16 protein-coding genes and 1 tRNA gene are annotated in these 18,900 nt (G+C 64.7%); 12 read left to right on the forward strand and 5 right to left on the reverse strand.

Annotation, left to right across the window (positions count from 1 at the left end; genetic code table 11):
* Positions 1–8 precede the first annotated feature (8 nt).
* Positions 9–584, reverse strand: a complete 576-nt coding sequence (locus tag AX725_RS07435; RefSeq protein ID WP_060979595.1) for a PH domain-containing protein — start codon at positions 582–584, stop codon at positions 9–11.
* Between the two features lie 218 nt (positions 585–802).
* Here AX725_RS07435 and AX725_RS07440 point away from each other — a divergent pair, with 218 nt between their 5' ends.
* Entirely contained in the window at positions 803–2,866 is a 2,064-nt protein-coding gene (locus AX725_RS07440; protein WP_060979594.1) for a TonB-dependent receptor plug domain-containing protein, read from the forward strand.
* 124 nt (positions 2,867–2,990) lie between these two features.
* Positions 2,991–3,773, forward strand: coding sequence for an outer membrane protein assembly factor BamD (locus AX725_RS07445; RefSeq protein WP_060979593.1), 783 nt, complete (start codon positions 2,991–2,993; stop codon positions 3,771–3,773).
* A gap of 56 nt (positions 3,774–3,829) precedes the next feature.
* Here AX725_RS07445 and argF read toward each other — a convergent pair whose 3' ends face one another.
* Together argF and AX725_RS07455 are read right to left on the reverse strand one after the other, a co-directional pair.
* On the reverse strand, positions 3,830–4,756 hold the full coding sequence (gene argF / locus AX725_RS07450) for an ornithine carbamoyltransferase (RefSeq protein ID WP_060979592.1): 927 nt from the start codon (positions 4,754–4,756) through the stop codon (positions 3,830–3,832).
* A gap of 151 nt (positions 4,757–4,907) precedes the next feature.
* Positions 4,908–6,107 carry an aspartate aminotransferase family protein gene (locus AX725_RS07455; protein ID WP_060979591.1) on the reverse strand — a complete coding sequence of 400 codons (1,200 nt, stop codon included), beginning with the start codon at positions 6,105–6,107 and terminating at the stop codon, positions 4,908–4,910.
* 232 nt (positions 6,108–6,339) lie between these two features.
* On the opposite strand from AX725_RS07455, the gene AX725_RS07460 reads away from it, so the two are divergent.
* The 3 genes from AX725_RS07460 to AX725_RS07470 all read left to right on the forward strand — a co-directional run bounded on the left by AX725_RS07460 (position 6,340) and on the right by AX725_RS07470 (position 10,345).
* Positions 6,340–6,416, forward strand: a tRNA-Arg gene (locus AX725_RS07460).
* A 77-nt stretch (positions 6,417–6,493) separates the two neighbouring features.
* Positions 6,494–7,813, forward strand: coding sequence for an MFS transporter (locus tag AX725_RS07465; RefSeq protein WP_060978411.1), 1,320 nt, complete (start codon positions 6,494–6,496; stop codon positions 7,811–7,813).
* Between the two features lie 249 nt (positions 7,814–8,062).
* Complete coding sequence (locus AX725_RS07470; RefSeq protein WP_060978407.1) at positions 8,063–10,345, forward strand: TonB-dependent receptor; 2,283 nt, start codon at positions 8,063–8,065, stop codon at positions 10,343–10,345.
* 88 nt (positions 10,346–10,433) lie between these two features.
* Here AX725_RS07470 and AX725_RS07475 read toward each other — a convergent pair whose 3' ends face one another.
* Entirely contained in the window at positions 10,434–10,628 is a 195-nt protein-coding gene (locus AX725_RS07475) for a hypothetical protein (protein WP_060978406.1), read from the reverse strand.
* Between the two features lie 16 nt (positions 10,629–10,644).
* Positions 10,645–11,967 (reverse strand): MFS transporter, encoded by a 1,323-nt coding sequence (locus tag AX725_RS07480; RefSeq protein WP_099046506.1) that lies wholly within the window; start codon positions 11,965–11,967, stop codon positions 10,645–10,647.
* 139 nt (positions 11,968–12,106) lie between these two features.
* On the opposite strand from AX725_RS07480, the gene cyoA reads away from it, so the two are divergent.
* From cyoA to AX725_RS07515, 7 genes are read left to right on the forward strand one after another with little or no spacing between them, the layout of a single operon-like run.
* Positions 12,107–13,318, forward strand: a complete 1,212-nt coding sequence (gene cyoA / locus AX725_RS07485) for a ubiquinol oxidase subunit II (protein ID WP_060978405.1) — start codon at positions 12,107–12,109, stop codon at positions 13,316–13,318.
* Positions 13,315–15,336 carry a cytochrome o ubiquinol oxidase subunit I gene (gene cyoB / locus AX725_RS07490; RefSeq protein WP_060978404.1) on the forward strand — a complete coding sequence of 674 codons (2,022 nt, stop codon included), beginning with the start codon at positions 13,315–13,317 and terminating at the stop codon, positions 15,334–15,336. The genes cyoA and cyoB overlap by 4 nt, the downstream gene beginning before the upstream one ends.
* Positions 15,337–15,340: 4 nt before the next feature.
* Complete coding sequence (gene cyoC, locus AX725_RS07495) at positions 15,341–15,967, forward strand: cytochrome o ubiquinol oxidase subunit III (protein ID WP_060978403.1); 627 nt, start codon at positions 15,341–15,343, stop codon at positions 15,965–15,967.
* Positions 15,967–16,353: a cytochrome o ubiquinol oxidase subunit IV gene (gene cyoD / locus AX725_RS07500; RefSeq protein WP_060978402.1), complete on the forward strand. Its 387-nt coding sequence runs from the start codon at positions 15,967–15,969 to the stop codon at positions 16,351–16,353. Before cyoC ends, cyoD begins: the two co-directional genes overlap by 1 nt.
* On the forward strand, positions 16,350–17,057 hold the full coding sequence (locus tag AX725_RS07505) for an SURF1 family protein (RefSeq protein WP_067512114.1): 708 nt from the start codon (positions 16,350–16,352) through the stop codon (positions 17,055–17,057). The genes cyoD and AX725_RS07505 overlap by 4 nt, the downstream gene beginning before the upstream one ends.
* The gene (locus AX725_RS07510) at positions 17,054–18,349 is read left to right on the forward strand and encodes an ATP-binding protein (RefSeq protein ID WP_230962429.1); all 1,296 of its coding nucleotides are present in this window, start codon (positions 17,054–17,056) and stop codon (positions 18,347–18,349) included. Before AX725_RS07505 ends, AX725_RS07510 begins: the two co-directional genes overlap by 4 nt.
* Positions 18,346–18,885 carry a response regulator transcription factor gene (locus tag AX725_RS07515; RefSeq protein WP_060978400.1) on the forward strand — a complete coding sequence of 180 codons (540 nt, stop codon included), beginning with the start codon at positions 18,346–18,348 and terminating at the stop codon, positions 18,883–18,885. The genes AX725_RS07510 and AX725_RS07515 overlap by 4 nt, the downstream gene beginning before the upstream one ends.
* Positions 18,886–18,900: the final 15 nt, after the last annotated feature.

Genomic DNA, 18,900 nt, shown 5'->3' on the forward strand with positions numbered 1-18,900 from the left:
ATCTGGATCTAGCCGATATCGAATTCGCGCACGCCGCGCCGCTGGCGGATCGCCTCGACCCGGTCGCGCAGTTCCGCGCGGATCGCGCGCGCATCGCGCACATTGGTCACCTCGATCATCGTGCGCGGATGCGGCGCGGCAGACGCGGTGCGCCCGGTTGAATCCGACGAGCTGATGCAGATGGTGCCATTGTCGAACATCTGCTGGATGATCGAGAATTCGACCTTCACGTCCTTGATCCGGTAGAGCTCGATCTCTTCCTCGCTGCGCATCAAAATGCCGCGCCGCATGAACAGCCTTTGGTCGTCGATCCAGAACAGGCTCGCGCGGTTCTCGATCGCGTTCCAGCCGATCCATGCGCCCAGCACGACGGCGAGCACCGCACCGGTCTGCCAGCCATAGCCCGCATAAATGCCGCCCGCGAGCAGCGCGAGCGCGACGGCGAGGATCATCCAGCCGGTGCCCGACTGGAACAGCCAGGCGAAGGTCGACGAGCGGAACTCGATGCGCGGCACGCCCTCCATCCGGCGCACGCCGGTGCGCGGTTCGATCGGGCGGTGTTCGATAATGTCATGCGGGTCCATGGCGCGTCCTTCCCCTGAACGCCAAGGTCTTAACCGGCCAATCGGCGGCGGTAAACGGGATTGCACATCAGCGACACAAAAGCCGCTCGTCGAACCCGAATGTGCATCGGTCGAAGCTGCAGAGCTTTGCAGACAGGATCGGACGCAGGGAACGACTACGGATGTAGTTGAAGAGCTGCGACAATCGGGCGGCATCCGCAAAAGGCAGGGGAAATTTCGTGAAAATCCGGTATCTTGCATCGGTGGCGGCAATCGCCCTGGCGGGCCTGCCCACCATCGCCTGGGCGCAGGGCGCCGCGCCCGCGGCGCCCGCTCCGGCAGGGCAGACAACGACGCCACTGCGCAGTTTCGATCCCGCCTATTTCGCGCAGTTCGCGCCGCGCACCGCGCTCGACATGGTGCGCCAGATCCCGGGCTTCTCGATCGCCGAGGGCGAGGACCGGCGCGGGCTCGGCCAGGTGTCGAGCAACGTGCTGATCAATGGCGAGCGCTTTTCGGGCAAGAGCAACGATGTCGTCTCCGAACTCGGCCGCATCGGCGCGGCCAATGTGATCCGCATCGAGCTGATCGACGGCGCGACGCTCAACCTGCCCGGGCTGACCGGACAGGTGGTCAATATCGTCAGCAAGGTCGACAGCCTTACCGGCCAGTTCCGCTGGAGCCCGCGCGTGCGCTTCCGCCGCACCGATCCGCAGGTGCTCAACGGCGAGGTTTCGGCGAGCGGCAAGGCAGGGAAGATCGCCTATACGCTGAGCCTCGCCAACAACAGCTTCCGCAACGGCAATGCCGGAACCGAGCGCGTGCTCGATGCCGCGGGCAATGTCACCGACCGGCGCTATGAGGAATTGTACGTCAATGGCGACGAGCCCCGGATCGCGGCGGGCCTCAAATATACCGGTGACACCGGCCAGATCGGCAATCTCAACCTCGCCTATCAGCGGCGCTGGGTGCGGATTACCGAGGATTCGGACGGCGAGGTGGTCCGCGACCGCGACTATCTCGAGACCGAGAAGGAATATAATTACGAGATCGGCGGGGATTACCTGTTCCCGCTGTGGGGTGGCAATCTGAAGCTCATCGGTCTGCGCCGGTTCGAGCACAGCCCGTTTTTCACGCGCATCTTTCTCGATTTCGAGGACCGCCGCCCGCGCGAGGGCAACAGCCTGGCGACCCGGATCGACGAGACCGAAACCATCGCGCGCGCCGAATATGGCTGGAAGGCGGGGAAGGCCGACTGGCAGTTCAGCCTGGAAGGCGCAATCAACAAGCTCGACACCGATGCCGAACTGAAGCTGCTCGACACGGCCGGCCGGTTCAACCCGGTGCCGCTGCCGGGCTCCGACGCAACGGTCGAGGAAAAGCGCGCGGAAGCGGGACTCAGCTATGGCCGCCCGCTCGCCTCCAACCTGACGCTGCAGACCTCGATCGGCGGCGAATATTCGCAGATCATGCAGAGCGGACCCAATGGCCTCACGCGCAGCTTCATCCGCCCCAAGGGTTTCGTCTCGCTGGCCTGGAAGCCGGGCCAGTCGCTCGACCTGAGCTTGCGCCTGCAGCGCGATGTCGGGCAGCTCAATTTCTTCGATTTCGTCGCCTCGGCGGACCTTGGCGCGGAGAACCAGAACAGCGGCAATCCCGATCTCGTGCCGCAGCAGAGCTGGAACATCGATTTCCAGGCGACCAAGAATCTGGGCGCGCTAGGATCGATCAACGCCAAGGCCTTCGTCAATTTCGTCGAGGATATCGTCGACCAGGTACCGATCGGCGCCACCGGCGAAGCACCGGGCAATATCGACAGCGCGACCATCTGGGGCTTTTCGATCGATTCCACCTTCAAGATGGACGTGATCGGCTGGACCGGGGTGCGCTTCGACATCGACTATACCTGGCGCAAATCGAGCCTGCCCGATCCGCTGACCGGCATCAATCGCCGCATCTCGGCCGATCTGATCCACGAATTCAGCGCCGAGTTCCGCTATGACATTCCCGGCGGCAACTGGGCGGTAGGCGCGAACTATTTCGACTTTTCCCAAGCCGACGAGGTGCGCCTCAGCCAGCTCGCCGAATTCCCCATCGATGGCGGGGACCTGGGCTTCTATGTCGAGAACAAGGACGTGCGCGGGCTGACCGTGCGGCTGGGCCTGTCCAACCTGATCGGCACCAACGAGGCGTTCCGCCGCACCTTCTATGTCGCGCGCCGCGACGGGCCGGTGGCGTTTGTCGAGGACCGCGAGCGTTACTTCGGCCCTGTCGTCAGGCTCGACATCAACGGCAGCTTCTGACCGCTTTGTGGTTCATGCAGGATACAGCCGGCCAAAACTACGCGAAAACCGGTGCGGCGAATCCTTCCCGCCCCCCAGGATTTGCGCTTGGCGCACGGGTGCTTAGCCGATAAGGGTTGCGGCCATGAACAAGGCGATCAAACTGGCTCTGGCAAGCGCGGCTGCGCTGACCGTGCTGTCCGGCTGCGCGGGCGGCAAGAACAAGGTCAACACCAACTATATCGCGCGCGATGTCAGCACGCTGTACATGGCGGCCAAGGACCGGCTCGACCGCGGCCAGAACAAGATCGCTGCCGAGCTGTTCGACGAGGTCGAGCGCCAGCACCCCTATTCGCCCTGGGCGCGCCGCGCGCAGCTGATGAGCGCGTTCAGCTATTATCTCGCCAAGGATCACAACAAGTCGATCCAGTCGGCGCAGCGCTTCCTGGCCATCCATCCGGGCAACAAGGACGCGCCCTATGCCTATTATCTGATCTCGCTCAACTATTACGAGCAGATCAGCGACGTGACGCGCGACCAGAAGATCACCCAGCAGGCGCTTGCCGCGCTGGGCGAGGTGATGCGCCGCTATCCCAACACCCGCTATGCCTCCGACGCGCGGCTCAAGGTCGATCTGGTCAACGATCACCTCGCCGGCAAGGAAATGGAGATCGGCCGCTATTACCAGCGCAGCTCCAACTGGCTGGCGGCGACGCTGCGCTTCCGCGAGGTGGTCGACAAGTACCAGACCACCAGCCACACCGCAGAGGCGCTCTATCGCCTGACCGAATGCTATCTGGCGCTCGGCATCCCGGCCGAAGCGAAGAAATCCGCTGCCGTGCTCGGCGCGAACTATCCCGGTTCGGACTGGTACGAGCGCGCCTACAAGCTGACCGAAGAGCACGGCGACCTGATCACCGCGAGCTGATCGCGCCGGTTTTGCGGAAAAAGGCCCCGAAGCGCTGAGCTCCGGGGCCTTATTTCTTACAACTGGCCGAACACCCAGCGCAGCACCGATTTCTGCGCGTGCAGCCGGTTCTCCGCCTCGTCCCAGACCACCGATTGCGGCCCGTCGAGGACGCTGGCCGTCACTTCCTCCTCGCGATGCGCGGGCAGGCAGTGCAGGAACAACGCGTCCTTCTTGGCCTTGGCCATGAGCGCATCGTTGACCTGGAACGGCATCATCGCCTTCAGTTTCTCTTCGGCATGCAGTTGGCCCATCGAGATCCAGGTATCGGTGACGATCACGTCCGCGCCGGTGGCGGCCTCGCCCGCATCGCGGTGGAAGCTGATCGTCCCGCCCGCCGCGCGCGCTGCCGCGACAAACGCCGGGTCCGGATCATAGCCGTCGGGGCAGCCGATGCGGACGGAGAATTTCATCAGCCCCGCCGCCTCGACGATCGAGTTGAGCACATTGTTGCCATCGCCCAGCCAGGCCACGACCAGCCCGGGCAGCGCCTTGCGATGCTCGATGATGGTGAGCAGGTCCGCGACGATCTGGCACGGATGCGAAAGGTCGGTCAGGCCGTTGATCACGGGGACGGTCGCGAAATGGGCCATTTCCTCGATTTTGGCATGGTCGTCGGTGCGGATCATGATGGCATCGCACATGCGCGAGAGCACGCGCGCAGTATCGGCGACGGTCTCGCCGCGGCCCAGCTGGGTGCTGCCCGCATCGAGGATCAGGCTGGTGCCGCCCAGCTGGCGGATCGCCATGTCGAACGACACGCGCGTGCGGGTCGAATTCTTCTCGAACACCATGGCGAGGGTATGGCCTTCGAGCGGGGCATCGGCGTCGGCCTTGCCAAGCGGCCAGCCGTGGCGCGCGTCCTTGCGGTCGATCGCATCGTTGAGCATGGCGGCGATGGCATCGTGTCCGGCATCGGACAGGTTCAGGAAATGACGGGTCATGAAATGTCTCCCCCTCCTCTCTCCTTCAGGGGAGAGGATACGGAGCCTTTGCAGCAAAGCTGCTTAGGCGAAGTTGGAGAGGGGAATGCGATATGGCACCCTTGCCCCTCTCCCAACCCTCTCCCCTGAAGGGGAGAGGGCCAGCTTAGCGTCAAGCCGCTTCGGGCAGCGCGAAGTCTCGTGCCCCTGCCGACAGGCGCTCGATGAACTCGTCGATATGCGCCTGCTCGATCACCAGCGGCGGCAGGATGCGCACGACATTCTCTCCCGCCGCGACGGTGAGCAGCCCGTGATGATCGCGCAGATGCGCCACGAACGCGCGGTTCTCGGCGCGGTCCTTGAGCTTCAGGCCGAGCATCAGCCCCATGCCCCGCACCGAATCGAAGATCTCGTCGTGATTGGGGATGAGCTGCTCGAGCGCGCCGCGCAGCCGCTCGCTCATCGTTCGGACATGCGCGAGGAACTCGGGATTGTCGACCACGTCGAGCACCGCTTCGCCCGCCGCCATGGCCAGCGGGTTGCCGCCATAGGTCGAACCATGCGTGCCGACGACCATGCCGCGCGCCGCCTTCTCGGTGGCGAGACATGCACCCATCGGGAAGCCGCCGCCAATGCCCTTGGCGGTCGCCATGATGTCGGGCTCGATACCGTATTGCTCATAGGCATAGAGCGTGCCGGTGCGCGCGACGCCGCACTGCACCTCGTCGAGCACCAGCATCAGGTCGTGCTCGTCGCACAGCGCGCGCAGGCCCTGCATGAACTCCGGCGATGCCGGGCGCACCCCGCCCTCGCCCTGGACCGGCTCGACCAGAAAGCCCGCGACATCGGGGCCGATCGCGGCCTTGGCGCCTTCCAGATCGTCGAAATCGACATAGCGGAAGCCGGGCAGCAGCGGCGCGAAGCCCTTGTGCATCTTCTCCTGGTTCGACGCGCTGATCGTCGCCATGGTGCGGCCGTGGAACGCATTCTTGAACGTCACCAGCACCGTGCGGTTGGCATCGCCGCCTTCGGACTGGTGATAGGCGCGCGCGGTCTTGATCGCGCATTCGACCGCCTCGGCCCCCGAATTGGTGAAGAACACCGTGTCGGCAAAGGTCGAATCGACCAGCCGCTGCGCGAGATGCTCGCCTTGCGGGCTGCCATAGAGGTTGGAGACGTGAATCAGCGTCTCGGCCTGTTTCTGGATCGCCTGCGTGAGGTGCGGATGGCCATGGCCGAGCAGGTTGACTGCGATGCCGCTGGCAAAGTCCAGATATCGCTCGCCACGCTCTCCGATCAGGTAACAGCCTTCGCCGCGCACCGGGCGCACGGCGCACCGGGGGTAAACGGGCATCAGCGGCGTGATCGTCATGGCAGCCTTGTCCTTCCTTCTTCGCGGGTCCCTAAAAAACAGCACGCGCCTTGCGCATTCCACCGGTGCACGGGGACCACGGCACCAAAAGTAAAAAGGCGACCCCATGAACCAGGGCCGCCAGCGTGCGGGCCCAAGCTATAGCGCCGCAGGGGCCACAGGGTCAATGATCGCTGCACAAAGGGACTGGCGGCGGCGCAATCGGCTTGCTAAGGGCTTGCCCCTTGGCGATGCACCCGTAGCTCAGCTGGATAGAGCGCTGCCCTCCGAAGGCAGAGGTCACAGGTTCGAATCCTGTCGGGTGCGCCAGTTTCTTGCACGCTGCGTTGCCGTATGCGCATATGGTCCTCCGCCGTTTCAACCCCTGGCAGGACCCGCCGACACCGATGACCCCTTCCTCACCACCGGGCGTTCTGCCGTTCAGTCACAGACCGACCACGCGCGAGCGCACCTGGGCGATTGTCGGCGGATCCACCGGCAATCTGGTCGAATGGTACGACTGGTACGCCTATGCGGCGTTCACGCTCTATTTCGCGCCGCATTTCTTTCCCTCGGGCGATGGCACTGCGCAGCTGCTCGGCGCGGCGGCGGTGTTTGCGGTAGGCTTTTTCATGCGCCCCATCGGGGCCTGGGCGATGGGCATCTATGCCGATCGCAAGGGACGCAAGAGCGGGCTGGCGCTGTCGGTCTCGCTGATGTGCGCAGGCTCGCTGCTGATCGCGGTCGCGCCGACCTATGAGACGGCAGGTCTGCTCGCCCCCGCGCTGCTGGTGCTCGCGCGGCTGATGCAGGGGCTGTCGGTCGGCGGCGAATATGGTGCGAGCGCGACCTATCTGTCCGAAATGGCGGGCAAGGGGCGGCGCGGCTTCTTCTCGTCCTTCCAATATGTCACGCTGATCGGCGGGCAGCTGCTGGCGATCGGCGTGCTGCTGGTGCTGCAATCGGTGCTGAGCGAAGCCGCGCTCGATGCCTGGGGCTGGCGCATTCCCTTTGCCATCGGCGCGGCGCTGGCCGTGGTAGTGTTCTGGATCCGGCGCGGGTTGGCCGAGACCGAGAGCTTTGCCAATGCGCAAGGCACCGATGCGCCCAAATCGGGCATGCTCGCATTGTTCCGCCATCACCCGCGCGAGGCACTGACGGTGATGCTGATGACCGCAGGCGGCACGCTCGCCTTCTATGCCTTCTCGATCTACATGCAGAAATTCCTGGTCAACACCTCGGGCTTCGACCGCGAGACCGCCTCGCGGATCAACGGCGCGAGCCTGTTCGTGTTCATGCTGCTGCAGCCGGTAGCGGGCGCGCTCAGCGACCGGCTGGGGCGCAAGCCGCTGCTGGTCGGCTTCGGCGTGCTGGGCGTGATCTGCACCTATCCGCTGTTCGCCACGCTGGAGACCACGCGCGATCCGCTGACCGCCTTTGCGCTCGTGCTCGGCGGGCTGGTGATCGTCACCGGCTATACCTCGATCAACGCGGTGGTGAAGGCAGAGCTGTTCCCCGCGCATATCCGCGCGCTGGGCGTGGCACTGCCCTATGCGCTCGCCAACACGATCTTCGGCGGCACGGCCGAATATGTCGCCTTGAGCTTCAAGCAGGCCGGCTGGGAGCGCGGCTTCTACTGGTATGTCACCGGCATGATCGCGCTGTCGCTAATCGTGTATATCCGCATGCGCGACACCCGCACCGCCAGCGCGATCCTCGAGGATTGACCGGCAGCGCGGTCGTTGCGCAGAGCAAGCTCCTGAAAAACCATTGCAAAGCTGAGCGCCGCACCAGCTACCGGTTGAGTCGCCAACGTCACATCGCTGTCTCAAATAGGCAACACCACTGAAAAATCTGGCGCCGGCGCATGGCGAGTGTTGTCCTCGCCGCCCGTCTCAGCGAAGGGACGGAGGGACCCGGCGCGATTCCGCCGGTGTTACCCTATCGCCACATCCGTCACTTCGAGGATATTTCCGATGCGTGTCCCGTCCCGTCGCCTGGTTTCGTCGATCGCCCTGTCTGCTGCCGCATTCGGTTGCGCCCTCGCCTCCCCCGCTGCGGCACAGACGGCAGAGGGCGACCAGACCGAGGAAGCCGAGCGCGGCGTCGGCGTCATCGTCGTCACCGCGCAGAAGCGCGAGCAGGACCAGCGCGACGTGCCGCTGTCGATCTCGACGCTGAGCAACGATGCGCTGGCGGCGGTCCAGGCGGGCGGCGGCGACATTCGCGGCCTCGCCGGACGCGTGCCCAATCTCAATATCGAAAGCTCGTTCGGTCGCAGCTTCCCGCGCTTCTACATTCGGGGTCTCGGCAATACCGATTTCGATCTCAACGCCTCGCAGCCGGTCAGCCTGGTCTATGACGATGTCGTGCTGGAAAACCCGATCCTCAAGGGCTTCCCGATCTTCGATCTCGACCGGATCGAGGTGCTGCGCGGGCCGCAGGGCACGCTGTTCGGCCGCAACACGCCCGCGGGCATCGTCAAGTTCGACACCGTCAAACCCGGCACCGATGGTGGCTATGCCAAGGCGAGCTGGGCGCGGTTCAACACCATCCAGCTCGAGGGCGCGGTCGGCGCGAACCTGGGCAATGGTTTCTCATTCCGCGCCTCGGGCTTTTATCAGCACCGCGACCACTGGGTCGACAATATCGACAATGGCGCAGGCGATGACCTGGGCGGCTATGACGATTTTGCCGGTCGCCTGCAGCTGCAGTACGAGGACGGCCCGCTCACCGCGCGGCTGACCGGCCAGATCCGCGTGCTCGATGGCTCTGCCATCCTGTTCCGCGCCAACGTGTTCCAGCGCGGCAGCAACGAGCTGATCGGCCTGGGCGGGCCCGGCACCGAGTTCCGACGCGACCAGATCCGTTCGGACGGGATCAACTTCCAGGAGCTCAACACCTATAATGTCGGCCTGACCGTCGATTATGATTTCGGACCGGCGACGCTGACCTCGGTCACCTCCTACTGGAACGGCAATCTCAAGAGCCGCGGCGATATCGACGGCGGCTTCGGCAATGCCTTCGCGCCCAGCCAGGGCCCCGGCTTCATCCCGTTCTCGGCCCAGACCCGTGACGACGTGCCCAGCCTCGACCAGTATACGCAGGAGGTCCGCCTCGCCTCGAACAACCAGACCGGCCTTGGCTATCAGATCGGCGGCTTCTTCTTCAACGAGCGGCTCAACATCACCACGCTCGATTATGGCGCGCCGGCCGATACCGTCGCAGCTGCTGTCGCGGTGCAGCGCCAGGTGACCAATGCGTTCGGCCTTTTCGGGACCTTGAGCTACACGTTCGACAATGGCCTGATCCTGCAGGCGGGCGCACGCTATAATGACGACGACCGCGACTTTGCCGCCGCGCGCCCGATCGACACGCGCCCCGGTTTCCTGGGCTTTGGCGGGCCGGTCGGCACGTTGCGCACCGAGGCCAAGGCGAACCTGCTGACCTGGGATCTGAGCGCGGTCTATCCGGTGAGCGACGCGGTCAACATCTTCGCTCGCGCCGCGCGCGGCTATCGCGCGCCGTCGATCCAGGGCCGCCTGGCCTTCGGTCGCGCGCTCTCGGTCGCCGATGCCGAACGCACCATGTCGTACGAGACCGGCATCAAGACCGTGCTGTTCGATGGCGCAGCGCGCTTCAACCTGACCGGCTATTATTTCAACACCGAGGACCTGCAGCTGACGGCGGTCGGCGGCGGCGGCAATGTCACCGCGCTGCTCAATGCCGATGATGTCGAAGGCTATGGTTTCGAGGCCGAGCTGGCCGCTCGCCCGACCGATGGCCTCGATCTCAGCATCGGTATCGGCTTCAACGAGAACGAGATCAAGTCACCGGGTCTGGGCGTTGCCGGATGCGGCGCGCCGTGCACCGTGCTCAACGCTCCGATCACAGGCCGTCCGGGCATCTTCTCGATCGACGGCAACCGCCTGCCGCAATCGCCGAAATGGTCGGTCAACTGGACCGCCGGTTACGCGCACCCGGTCGGCAATGGCGAGCTCTATGTCTTCACCGACTGGTATTATCGCTCGCGCATCCAGTTCTTCCTCTACAATTCGGTCGAGTTCAGCGACGACAGCCTGATCGAGGGCGGCCTGCGCTTCGGCTATCGCACCGGCGACGGCAAGTTCGATGTCGCGGCCTTTGCGCGCAACATCACCAACAATGTCTCGGCCACCGGCGGCATCGATTTCAACAACCTGACCGCCTATGTGAACGAGCCGCGCATCTTCGGCATCGAGGTCGGCACGCGCTTCTGATCGGCGGCCAAGGCACGACAGCAACAAAAGGGGGAGCAGCGCGCTGCTCCCCCTTTTTCGTTCTCGTGAACGTCAAGGCGCTGCGCCGCTAGCCCCACCAGCCGAGCAGCGCGCCGATCACCGTCGCGCCGCCAATGGGGGCGATCACTGCTAGCAAAAGGTTGAGGCCGATCGCCTGCATAAGCCGCTTTTCCTGTGCGGCGCTGATGCGGCGCGGTGGCCTTGGCGGTTCCCGCCGTGGCGGATCGAAGGGCGGCCAATCGGGATCGAACGGAACGAACATGGCTGCCCCCTGCCGCTTATTGCTGCTGGCCGAGTTCGCGGTTGAACCACAAGGCGGTCAGCGTCGCCAGCGCGCCCGAGAGCAGATAGCCCCCGGCGGCGAGCAGCCCGTAATTGGCCGAGAGCCACAATGCGACCATCGGCGCGAAGCCCGCGCCGAACAGCCAGGCGAGGTCTGCGGTGAGCGCCGAGCCGGTATAGCGGTGCTTCAGGGGGAAGAACGAGGAGAGCGCCCCCGAGGACTGGCCGAAGGCGAGGCCGAGCAGGATGAACCCGCCGAACATGAACGCCGCCTCGCCCGCGCCACCGGCATCGAGCAGCTGCGGGGCAAAGCCGCTGAACGCCGCGATCGCGACGGCTGTAGCGGCGAGCAGGGTGCGGCGGCCATAGGCATCGGCGAGCCTGCCCGAAGCTAGGATCGCCAGCACGCCGAGCGCGGCGGCAAAGGCCTCGATCAGCAGGAAGCGCACCGGCGATTCCTCGGTGAACAGGAACACCCAGCTCAAGGGATAGACCGTCACCATATGGAACATGGCAAAGCTGGCGAGCGGAGCGAACGCGCCCAGCACGATGATCTTCCACTCGCTGCGCACGGTGGACAGCACAGGTTCGGGCTGCAGCGTCTGGCTTTCGAAAAGCTCGGTATATTCGGGTGTCACCACGATGCGCAGCCGCGCGAACAGCGCGACGACGTTGATCGCGAACGCCACGAAGAACGGATAGCGCCAGCCCCAGGCGAGGAAATCTTCCGCCGGCAGCGCGGCGATGAGGAACGCGAACAGCAGGCTGGCGACGATCAGCCCGAAAGGCGCGCCCAGCTGCGGGATCATTGCATACCAGCCGCGCTTGTCCCTGGGTGCATTGAGCGCAAGCAGCGAGGCGAGGCCATCCCACGAGCCGCCCAGCGCCACGCCCTGGCCCATGCGGAACAGCGCGAGCAGCAGCGCCGATCCTATGCCGATCGTGGCATGGCCGGGGAGGAAGGCGATGGCAGCGGTCGATCCGCCGAGCAGGAACAGCGCGATCGTCAGCTTGGCCCCGCGGCCATAGGCGCGGTCGACCGCAGTGAAGATCAGCGTTCCCGCAGGCCGCGCGACAAAGGCGAGCGCGAAGATCGCGAACGACCACAATGTGCCTTCGAGCGGATCGAGATAGGGGAAGACCAGCTTGGGGAAGACCAGCACCGAGGCGATGGCGTAGACGAAAAAGTCGAAAAACTCCGACGTGCGGCCGATGACCACGCCAATGGCGATCTCGCCCGGCCCGACCGTATGGCCGTCGTCATTGACCGCGCGCGCATCGCGTTCGGCCTCGGTCGTGGGGACGGTGTTGGCCACCATGGGCAGTTCCTTGGATTCGGGGGCGGATAAATTTCTACACGTGCCTTATGCAATTTTGATCCAGATCAATGCACTTGGACAAAATGTCCTATGTGCGCGCGTGGATCATGGGTCTAATTGGGCGGTCATGCTTGGGACCATGACACGACTCCGACTCCCGGCGGCGCTCGCCGCTTTCTGCCTCCTGCCGCTGCTGGGCGGTTGCAACATGGTCGTGCTCGATCCGGCGGGCGATGTCGCGCAGCAGCAGGGCAATCTCGTCGTCATCTCGACGCTACTGATGCTGATCATCATCGTACCCGTCATGGCGCTGACCGGATATTTCGCCTGGAAATACCGCGCCGCGAACGAAACCGCGACCTACAAGCCCGATTGGGACCATTCGACTCAGCTCGAGCTCGCCATCTGGGCGATTCCGCTGCTGATCATCATCTGCCTGGGCGCGGTGACCTGGGTCGGCACGCATCTGCTCGACCCCTATCGCCCGCTCGCCCGCACCGCGCCCGGACAGGCGGTGACCGAAAAGGACAAGCCGCTCGAGGTGCAGGCGGTCGCGCTCAACTGGAAGTGGCTGTTCATCTATCCCGAACAGGGCATCGCCACGGTGAACGAGCTCGCGGTGCCCGAAGGCCGTCCGCTCAAGTTCCGCATCTCCTCGTCGTCGGTGATGAACAGCTTCTATGTCCCCGCCATGGCCGGACAGATCTATGCGATGCCCGGCATGGAAACCAAGCTGCACGCGGTGTTCAACGAGACCGGCAATTACGAGGGCTTCTCCGCCAATTATTCGGGCGCAGGCTTTTCAAACATGCGCTTCGCCGCGCGCAGCATGACGCAAAAGGGCTTTGACCAATGGGTGGTCAAGGCGCGTGCCGAAGGCCAGACGCTCGACCGTGCCACCTATCTCAAGCTCGAACGCCCGAGCGAGAAGGAACCGGTGCGCCATTATGCCAGCGTCGAGCGCGACCTGTTCGACCGCATCGTCAACATGTGCGCCGAGCCGGGCAAGATGTGCATGCACGACATGATGGCGATCGACGCGCGCGGCGGCATGGGTCTGGCCGGCCTGCACAATGTGCGCCAGCTTTCCTATGACAAGCACGCCGCGCGCGGCACCGGCGACACCGCCAGCGACCGCTATATTGCCGAGAACTGCACCAATCCCGAACTGCTGAGCGCCAGCCTGACGCGGATGGAAGATCGCGTGATCGATCTTTCCACGCTGACCGGCGCAGGCCTCAAGCGCCCCGGCGGACCGCTGTTCCGCAAGCGCGAAACCTCTTCCCAGTCGCCTGAACTCACCAAGTCGCCTGAGCTGACTCAGGCAGGCACCACGGACCCCGTATCATGAGCACCGACGCCGTTCCCTCCACCTCTGCCGCCGAACCGACGTTCCTGCTGGGCAAGCTCGGCTGGAACTCGCTGCCGCACGACCCGATCGTGCTCAGCACCATGGTCGTCGTCATCATCGGCGGCGTGAGCCTGCTCGCGCTGGTGACGCGCTACAAATTGTGGGGCTATCTGTGGAAGGAGTGGTTCACCACCGTCGACCACAAGAAGATCGGGATCATGTACATGATCCTCGGCCTCGTCATGTTCCTGCGCGGCTTTGCCGATGCGATCATGATGCGCTTGCAGCAGGTGATGGCGTTCGGCGGGTCCGAGGGTTACCTCAACTCGCACCATTACGACCAGATCTTCACCGCGCATGGCGTGATCATGATCTTCTTCGTCGCGATGCCGTTCATCACCGGCCTGATGAACTATGTCGTGCCGCTGCAGATCGGCGCGCGCGACGTGTCCTTCCCCTTCCTCAACAATTTCAGCTTCTGGATGACCACATCGGGCGCGGTGCTGACCATGGCATCGCTGTTCATCGGTGAGTTCGCCGCGACCGGATGGCTCGCCTATCCACCGCTTTCGGGCATCGCCTACAGCCCCAGCGTCGGGGTGGATTATTATATCTGGGCGCTGCAGATCGCCGGGGTCGGCACGACATTGTCGGGCATCAACCTGATCGTCACCATCCTCAAGATGCGCGCGCCAGGCATGGGCCTGATGAAGATGCCGGTATTCACCTGGACCTCGCTGTGCGCCAACATCCTGATCGTCGCATCCTTCCCAGTGCTCACCGCGGTGCTCGCGCTGCTGACGCTCGACCGCTATGTCGGCACCAATTTCTTCACCAACGACTTTGGCGGGTCGTCGATGATGTACGTCAACCTCATCTGGATCTGGGGCCATCCGGAGGTGTACATCCTTATCCTGCCGCTGTTCGGCGTGTTCAGCGAGGTCACCTCGACCTTCTCGGGCAAGAAGCTCTTCGGCTATACCTCGATGGTCTATGCAACGGTGGTGATCACCATCCTGTCCTACGTCGTGTGGCTGCACCATTTCTTCACCATGGGATCGGGCGCGAGCGTCAACAGCTTCTTCGGCATCACCACGATGGTGATCTCGATCCCCACCGGGGCCAAGCTGTTCAACTGGCTGTTCACCATGTATCGCGGGCGCATCCGCTACGAATTGCCGATGATGTGGACGGTGGCGTTCATGCTCACCTTCACCATCGGCGGGATGACCGGCGTGCTGCTCGCAGTGCCGCCTGCGGACTTCGTGCTGCACAACTCGCTCTTCCTGATCGCGCATTTCCATAACGTGATCATCGGCGGCGTGCTGTTCGGCATCTTCGCGGCGATCAACTACTGGTGGCCCAAGGCGTTCGGCTTCAAGCTCGACAAGTTCTGGGGCAAGGTCAGCTTCTGGTGCTGGGTCCCCGGCTTCTGGGTTGCGTTCGCGCCGCTCTACGTGCTCGGCCTGATGGGCGTGACGCGCCGGATGCGGGTGTTCGACGATCCGAGCTTGCAGATCTGGTTCGCCATCGCCGCTGTGGGCGCGTTCATGATCGCCGCCGGGATTGCCGCGATGCTCATCCAGTTCGCAGTCAGCATCTGGAAGCGCGAGGCGCTGGCCGAAACGACGGGCGATCCGTGGAACGGCCGCACGCTCGAATGGGCGACCAGCTCGCCGCCGCCCGATTACAATTTCGCCTTCACCCCGCGCATCCACGCGCTCGATGCCTGGTACGACATGAAGGCGGCGGGCGTCGAGCATCCGGCCGAGGGCTACAAGGACATCCATATGCCGAGCAATACCGGCGCCGGCGTCATCCTGGCGGGCATCAGCACCGTCGCCGGTTTCGCGCTGGTCTGGCATATCTGGTGGCTCGCGGGCCTTGGCATGGTTGCGCTGATCGGCGCGGCGATCGCGCACACGTTCAACTACAAGCGCGACTTCCACATCCCGGCGTCGCAGGTGGCGGCGACCGAAAAGGCGCGCCTCACCCAGTTGCAAGCGGCAGGAGCCTGAGCCCATGAGCAGCATCACCCTGCCCGCCGGCAACGACAAGCCGGTCTATTACGAGATCGACGAGCATCCGCATCCCGAGGGCCACAGCACGCTGCTGGGTTTCTGGATCTATCTGATGAGCGACTGCCTCATCTTCGCGATCCTGTTTGCCTGCTACGCGGTGCTCGGCGGCAATTTCGCCGCCGGGCCGGGGCCGAAGGACCTGTTCGACCTCAACCTCATCGCGCTCAACACCGCGATGCTGCTGTTCTCGTCGCTGACCTATGGTCTGGCGATGATCGCGATGCAGAACAGGAACCTGCGCCATGTGCAGATGTGGCTCGCGGTCACCGGACTGTTCGGCGCGGCGTTCCTCGCGATCGAGCTGTACGAATTCTCGCACCTCATCCATATCGGCGCGACGCCGCAGCGCAGCGCGTTCCTCTCGGCCTTCTTCACCCTGGTCGGCACGCACGGGCTGCACGTCACCTTCGGCCTGGTGTGGCTGGTGACATTGATCGTCCAGCTCGGCCGCCATGGCCTCAACCCCGCCAACCAGCGCCGCGTTGCGTGTCTCAGCCTGTTCTGGCACTTTCTCGACGTGATCTGGATCGGCGTGTTCACCTTTGTCTATCTGATGGGAATGCTGTGATGAGCGCTGCCACCACCCATGCCGAACAGGCCGAGCACGATGCGCACGGCATCGAGATCCCGCATGCCTCGTACCGCGACTACACGATCGGCTTCTTGGCTTCGGTCATCCTGACCGCGATCCCGTTCGCTCTGGTGATGACCGGCGCATTGTCGCCTGCGGTGACGGCGGTGACGATCCTCGGTTTTGCCGTCGTCCAGATCGTCGTCCATATGGTCTATTTCCTGCACATGAGCCCCAAGGCCGAGGGCGGCTGGTCGATCACCTCGCTGATCTTCACCATCATCGTCGTCGGCATCATGCTGTCGGGATCACTCTGGGTGATGAGCAATCTCAACACCAACATGATGCCGCAGGCGCATGAAGAGATGAGCCAGATCCCGTGACCCAGTCCCGGCCAGCCGCGCGGGTCGTGCTGGTCGTCTCGCTGCTTGCCCTGGCGCTGGCGGGCTTCGGGCTTGCCGCCTGGCAGGTGCAGCGCCGCGCCTGGAAGCATGCGCTGATCGAGGCGGTCGACAGCCGCAGCACCGCCGCGCCGGTCGCCGCGCCGGGACCGGACCAATGGCCGCGTATCCGCCAAGAGCGCGACGCCTATCGGCGGGTCACCTTTGCGGGGCGCTTTGCGCATGATCGCGAAACGCTGGTCCAGGCGGTGACCGCGCGCGGCGGCGGATACTGGGTGCTGACGCCGCTGGTGGGCGAGCGCTTCACCGTGCTGGTCAATCGCGGCTTCGTACCTCCTGACCGGCGCGACCCGGCTACGCGCGCGGCGGGCAATCCGGCGGGAATGGTGCGCGTCACCGGGCTGCTGCGGATCACCGAACCGGGCGGCGGCTTCCTGCGCTCCAACGATGCCAATGCCGATCGCTGGTTTTCGCGCGATATCGCCGCGATCGCCCGCGCACGCGACCTGCAACGCACCGCACCCTATTTCATCGACGCCGATGCCGCGCCCAATCCGGGCGGCTATCCGGTCGGCGGCCTGACCGTCATCCGCTTCAGCGACAATCACGCGGTCTACGCGCTGACATGGGCATTGCTCGCGCTCGGGTGCCTGTTCGGCGCAAAGCTGGTATGGCAGCGGCGATGATCGCCACGCCCGCCCCCCAGATTACCGATGCCGTGCGGCGCAACATGGCGCTGCTCATTCAGCTGCGCTGGCTCGCGGTCGGGGGCCAGCTGCTGACCATCCTCATCGTGCACGGGCCGATGGGCATCGCGCTGCCGCTCGCCCCGCTGCTCGCCGCGATCAGCCTGCTCGTGTTCATCAACATCGTCACGCTCTACATGCTGCACCGGTTCGATGCGGGGCTCGAATATGCGCTGTTCACCGCGCTGATGTTCGATATCGCGGCGCTCACCTGGCAGCTGCATTTCACCGGCGGGCTCGCCAACCCGTTCGCCGCCCTGTTCCTGCTGCAGGTGGTGATCGGCGCGATGGTGCTGCGCCCCGCAGCATCCTGGGCGATGGTCGCGGCATCCTTAGGCGCACTGGCGGTGCTGGCGATCGATCCCGTCCCGCTCGCCCTGCCGCCCGAGCTGCAGGACGAGGAATTCAGCCTGTATCTGCAGGGCAGCTTCGTCTGTTTCGGGCTGATCGCGGTGCTGCTGGTCGCCTTCGTCACCCGCATCGCGCGCAACCTGCGCGAACGCGACGCCGCGCTCGCCGCGATCCGCCAGCGCGCAGCCGAAGAGGACCATATCGTGCGCATGGGCCTGCTCGCCTCGGGCGCGGCGCATGAGCTGGGCACCCCGCTTGCGACGCTCTCGGTGCTCGTCAACGACTTTCGCGCGATGCCCGAACTGAACGCGGTCGCGGACCTGTCCGCCGATCTCGACGACATGGAAAATGCGGTACAGCGCTGCAAGACGATCGTCAGCGGCATCCTGATGTCCGCCGGCGAGGCGCGCGGCGAGGCGACCGAACGCACCACGGTGCGCGCCTTCCTGCGCGACATCGTCGACGAATGGCGCGTGACGCGCGGGCTCGATGCGCTCGAATATCACGACCGGTTCGGCACCGATGTCGCCATCGTCTCGGACCCTGCGCTGCGTCAGGTCATCGGCAATGTCATCGACAATGCGGTCGAGGTCTCGCCGCAATGGGTCGGCATCCGCGCCGTGCGCCAGGGCGAGGCGCTCGAACTGACCGTGACCGACAAGGGCCCGGGCTTTGCGCAGGAGATTCTCGATGGCCTGGGCAAGCCGTACCGGTCGACCAAGGGCAAGCCCGGCGGCGGCCTGGGGCTGTTCCTGCTCGTCAACGTGATGCGCAAGCTGGGCGGAGAGGTGCGTGCGGGCAATCGCGAGCAGGGCGGCGCCGAAGTTACCATATGGTTGCCACTGGAAGCCATCGCCTATCCGGCAGGAGCGCGGACATGACCGAGACCCGTCAGTTGCTGATCGTCGAAGATGACGAAACCTTTGCGCGCACCCTCAGGCGATCGTTCGAGCGGCGCGGCTATGCGGTCGAAAGCGCCTCGGGCCATGACGGGCTGGTCGCGCTGCTCGACAGCGGCCTGGTGCCGTCTCATGCGGTGATCGACCTGAAGCTCGCAGGCTCGGTCTCCGGCCTCACCTGCGTCCAGGCCGTCCGCGCCGCCGCTCCGGACGCGAAGATCGTCGTGCTCACCGGCTTTGCCAGCATCGCCACCGCCGTCGAGGCGATCAAGCTCGGCGCGGACCATTATCTTGCCAAGCCGTCGAACACCGACGATATCGAGGCCGCCTTCGCCCGCACCGAGGGCGATGCCGATACCGCCGTGGATACCCGTCAATCGTCGATCAAGACCGTGGAATGGGAGCATATCCACCAGACGCTGGTCGATACCGGCTTCAACGTCTCCGAAACCGCGCGGCGGCTGGGGATGCACCGGCGGACATTGGCGCGAAAGCTGGAGAAACGGCAGGTGCGGTGAGGGGTGGCTTGCGGG

Origin of the sequence: Blastomonas sp. CCH9-A1 (assembly GCF_001557175.1) — a bacterium.
Lineage (GTDB): Bacteria > Pseudomonadota > Alphaproteobacteria > Sphingomonadales > Sphingomonadaceae > Blastomonas > Blastomonas delafieldii_A.

Coding starts and splice junctions, on each gene's coding strand:
- AX725_RS07435 (WP_060979595.1), bottom strand. CDS start 584: ATGGACCCGCATGACATTATCGAACACCGCCCGATCGAACCGCGCACC.
- AX725_RS07445 (WP_060979593.1), top strand. CDS start 2,991: ATGAACAAGGCGATCAAACTGGCTCTGGCAAGCGCGGCTGCGCTGACC.
- argF (WP_060979592.1), bottom strand. CDS start 4,756: ATGACCCGTCATTTCCTGAACCTGTCCGATGCCGGACACGATGCCATC.
- AX725_RS07455 (WP_060979591.1), bottom strand. CDS start 6,107: ATGACGATCACGCCGCTGATGCCCGTTTACCCCCGGTGCGCCGTGCGC.
- AX725_RS07465 (WP_060978411.1), top strand. CDS start 6,494: ATGACCCCTTCCTCACCACCGGGCGTTCTGCCGTTCAGTCACAGACCG.
- AX725_RS07470 (WP_060978407.1), top strand. CDS start 8,063: ATGCGTGTCCCGTCCCGTCGCCTGGTTTCGTCGATCGCCCTGTCTGCT.
- AX725_RS07475 (WP_060978406.1), bottom strand. CDS start 10,628: ATGTTCGTTCCGTTCGATCCCGATTGGCCGCCCTTCGATCCGCCACGG.
- AX725_RS07480 (WP_099046506.1), bottom strand. CDS start 11,967: ATGGTGGCCAACACCGTCCCCACGACCGAGGCCGAACGCGATGCGCGC.
- cyoA (WP_060978405.1), top strand. CDS start 12,107: ATGACACGACTCCGACTCCCGGCGGCGCTCGCCGCTTTCTGCCTCCTG.
- cyoB (WP_060978404.1), top strand. CDS start 13,315: ATGAGCACCGACGCCGTTCCCTCCACCTCTGCCGCCGAACCGACGTTC.
- cyoC (WP_060978403.1), top strand. CDS start 15,341: ATGAGCAGCATCACCCTGCCCGCCGGCAACGACAAGCCGGTCTATTAC.
- cyoD (WP_060978402.1), top strand. CDS start 15,967: ATGAGCGCTGCCACCACCCATGCCGAACAGGCCGAGCACGATGCGCAC.
- AX725_RS07510 (WP_230962429.1), top strand. CDS start 17,054: ATGATCGCCACGCCCGCCCCCCAGATTACCGATGCCGTGCGGCGCAAC.
- AX725_RS07515 (WP_060978400.1), top strand. CDS start 18,346: ATGACCGAGACCCGTCAGTTGCTGATCGTCGAAGATGACGAAACCTTT.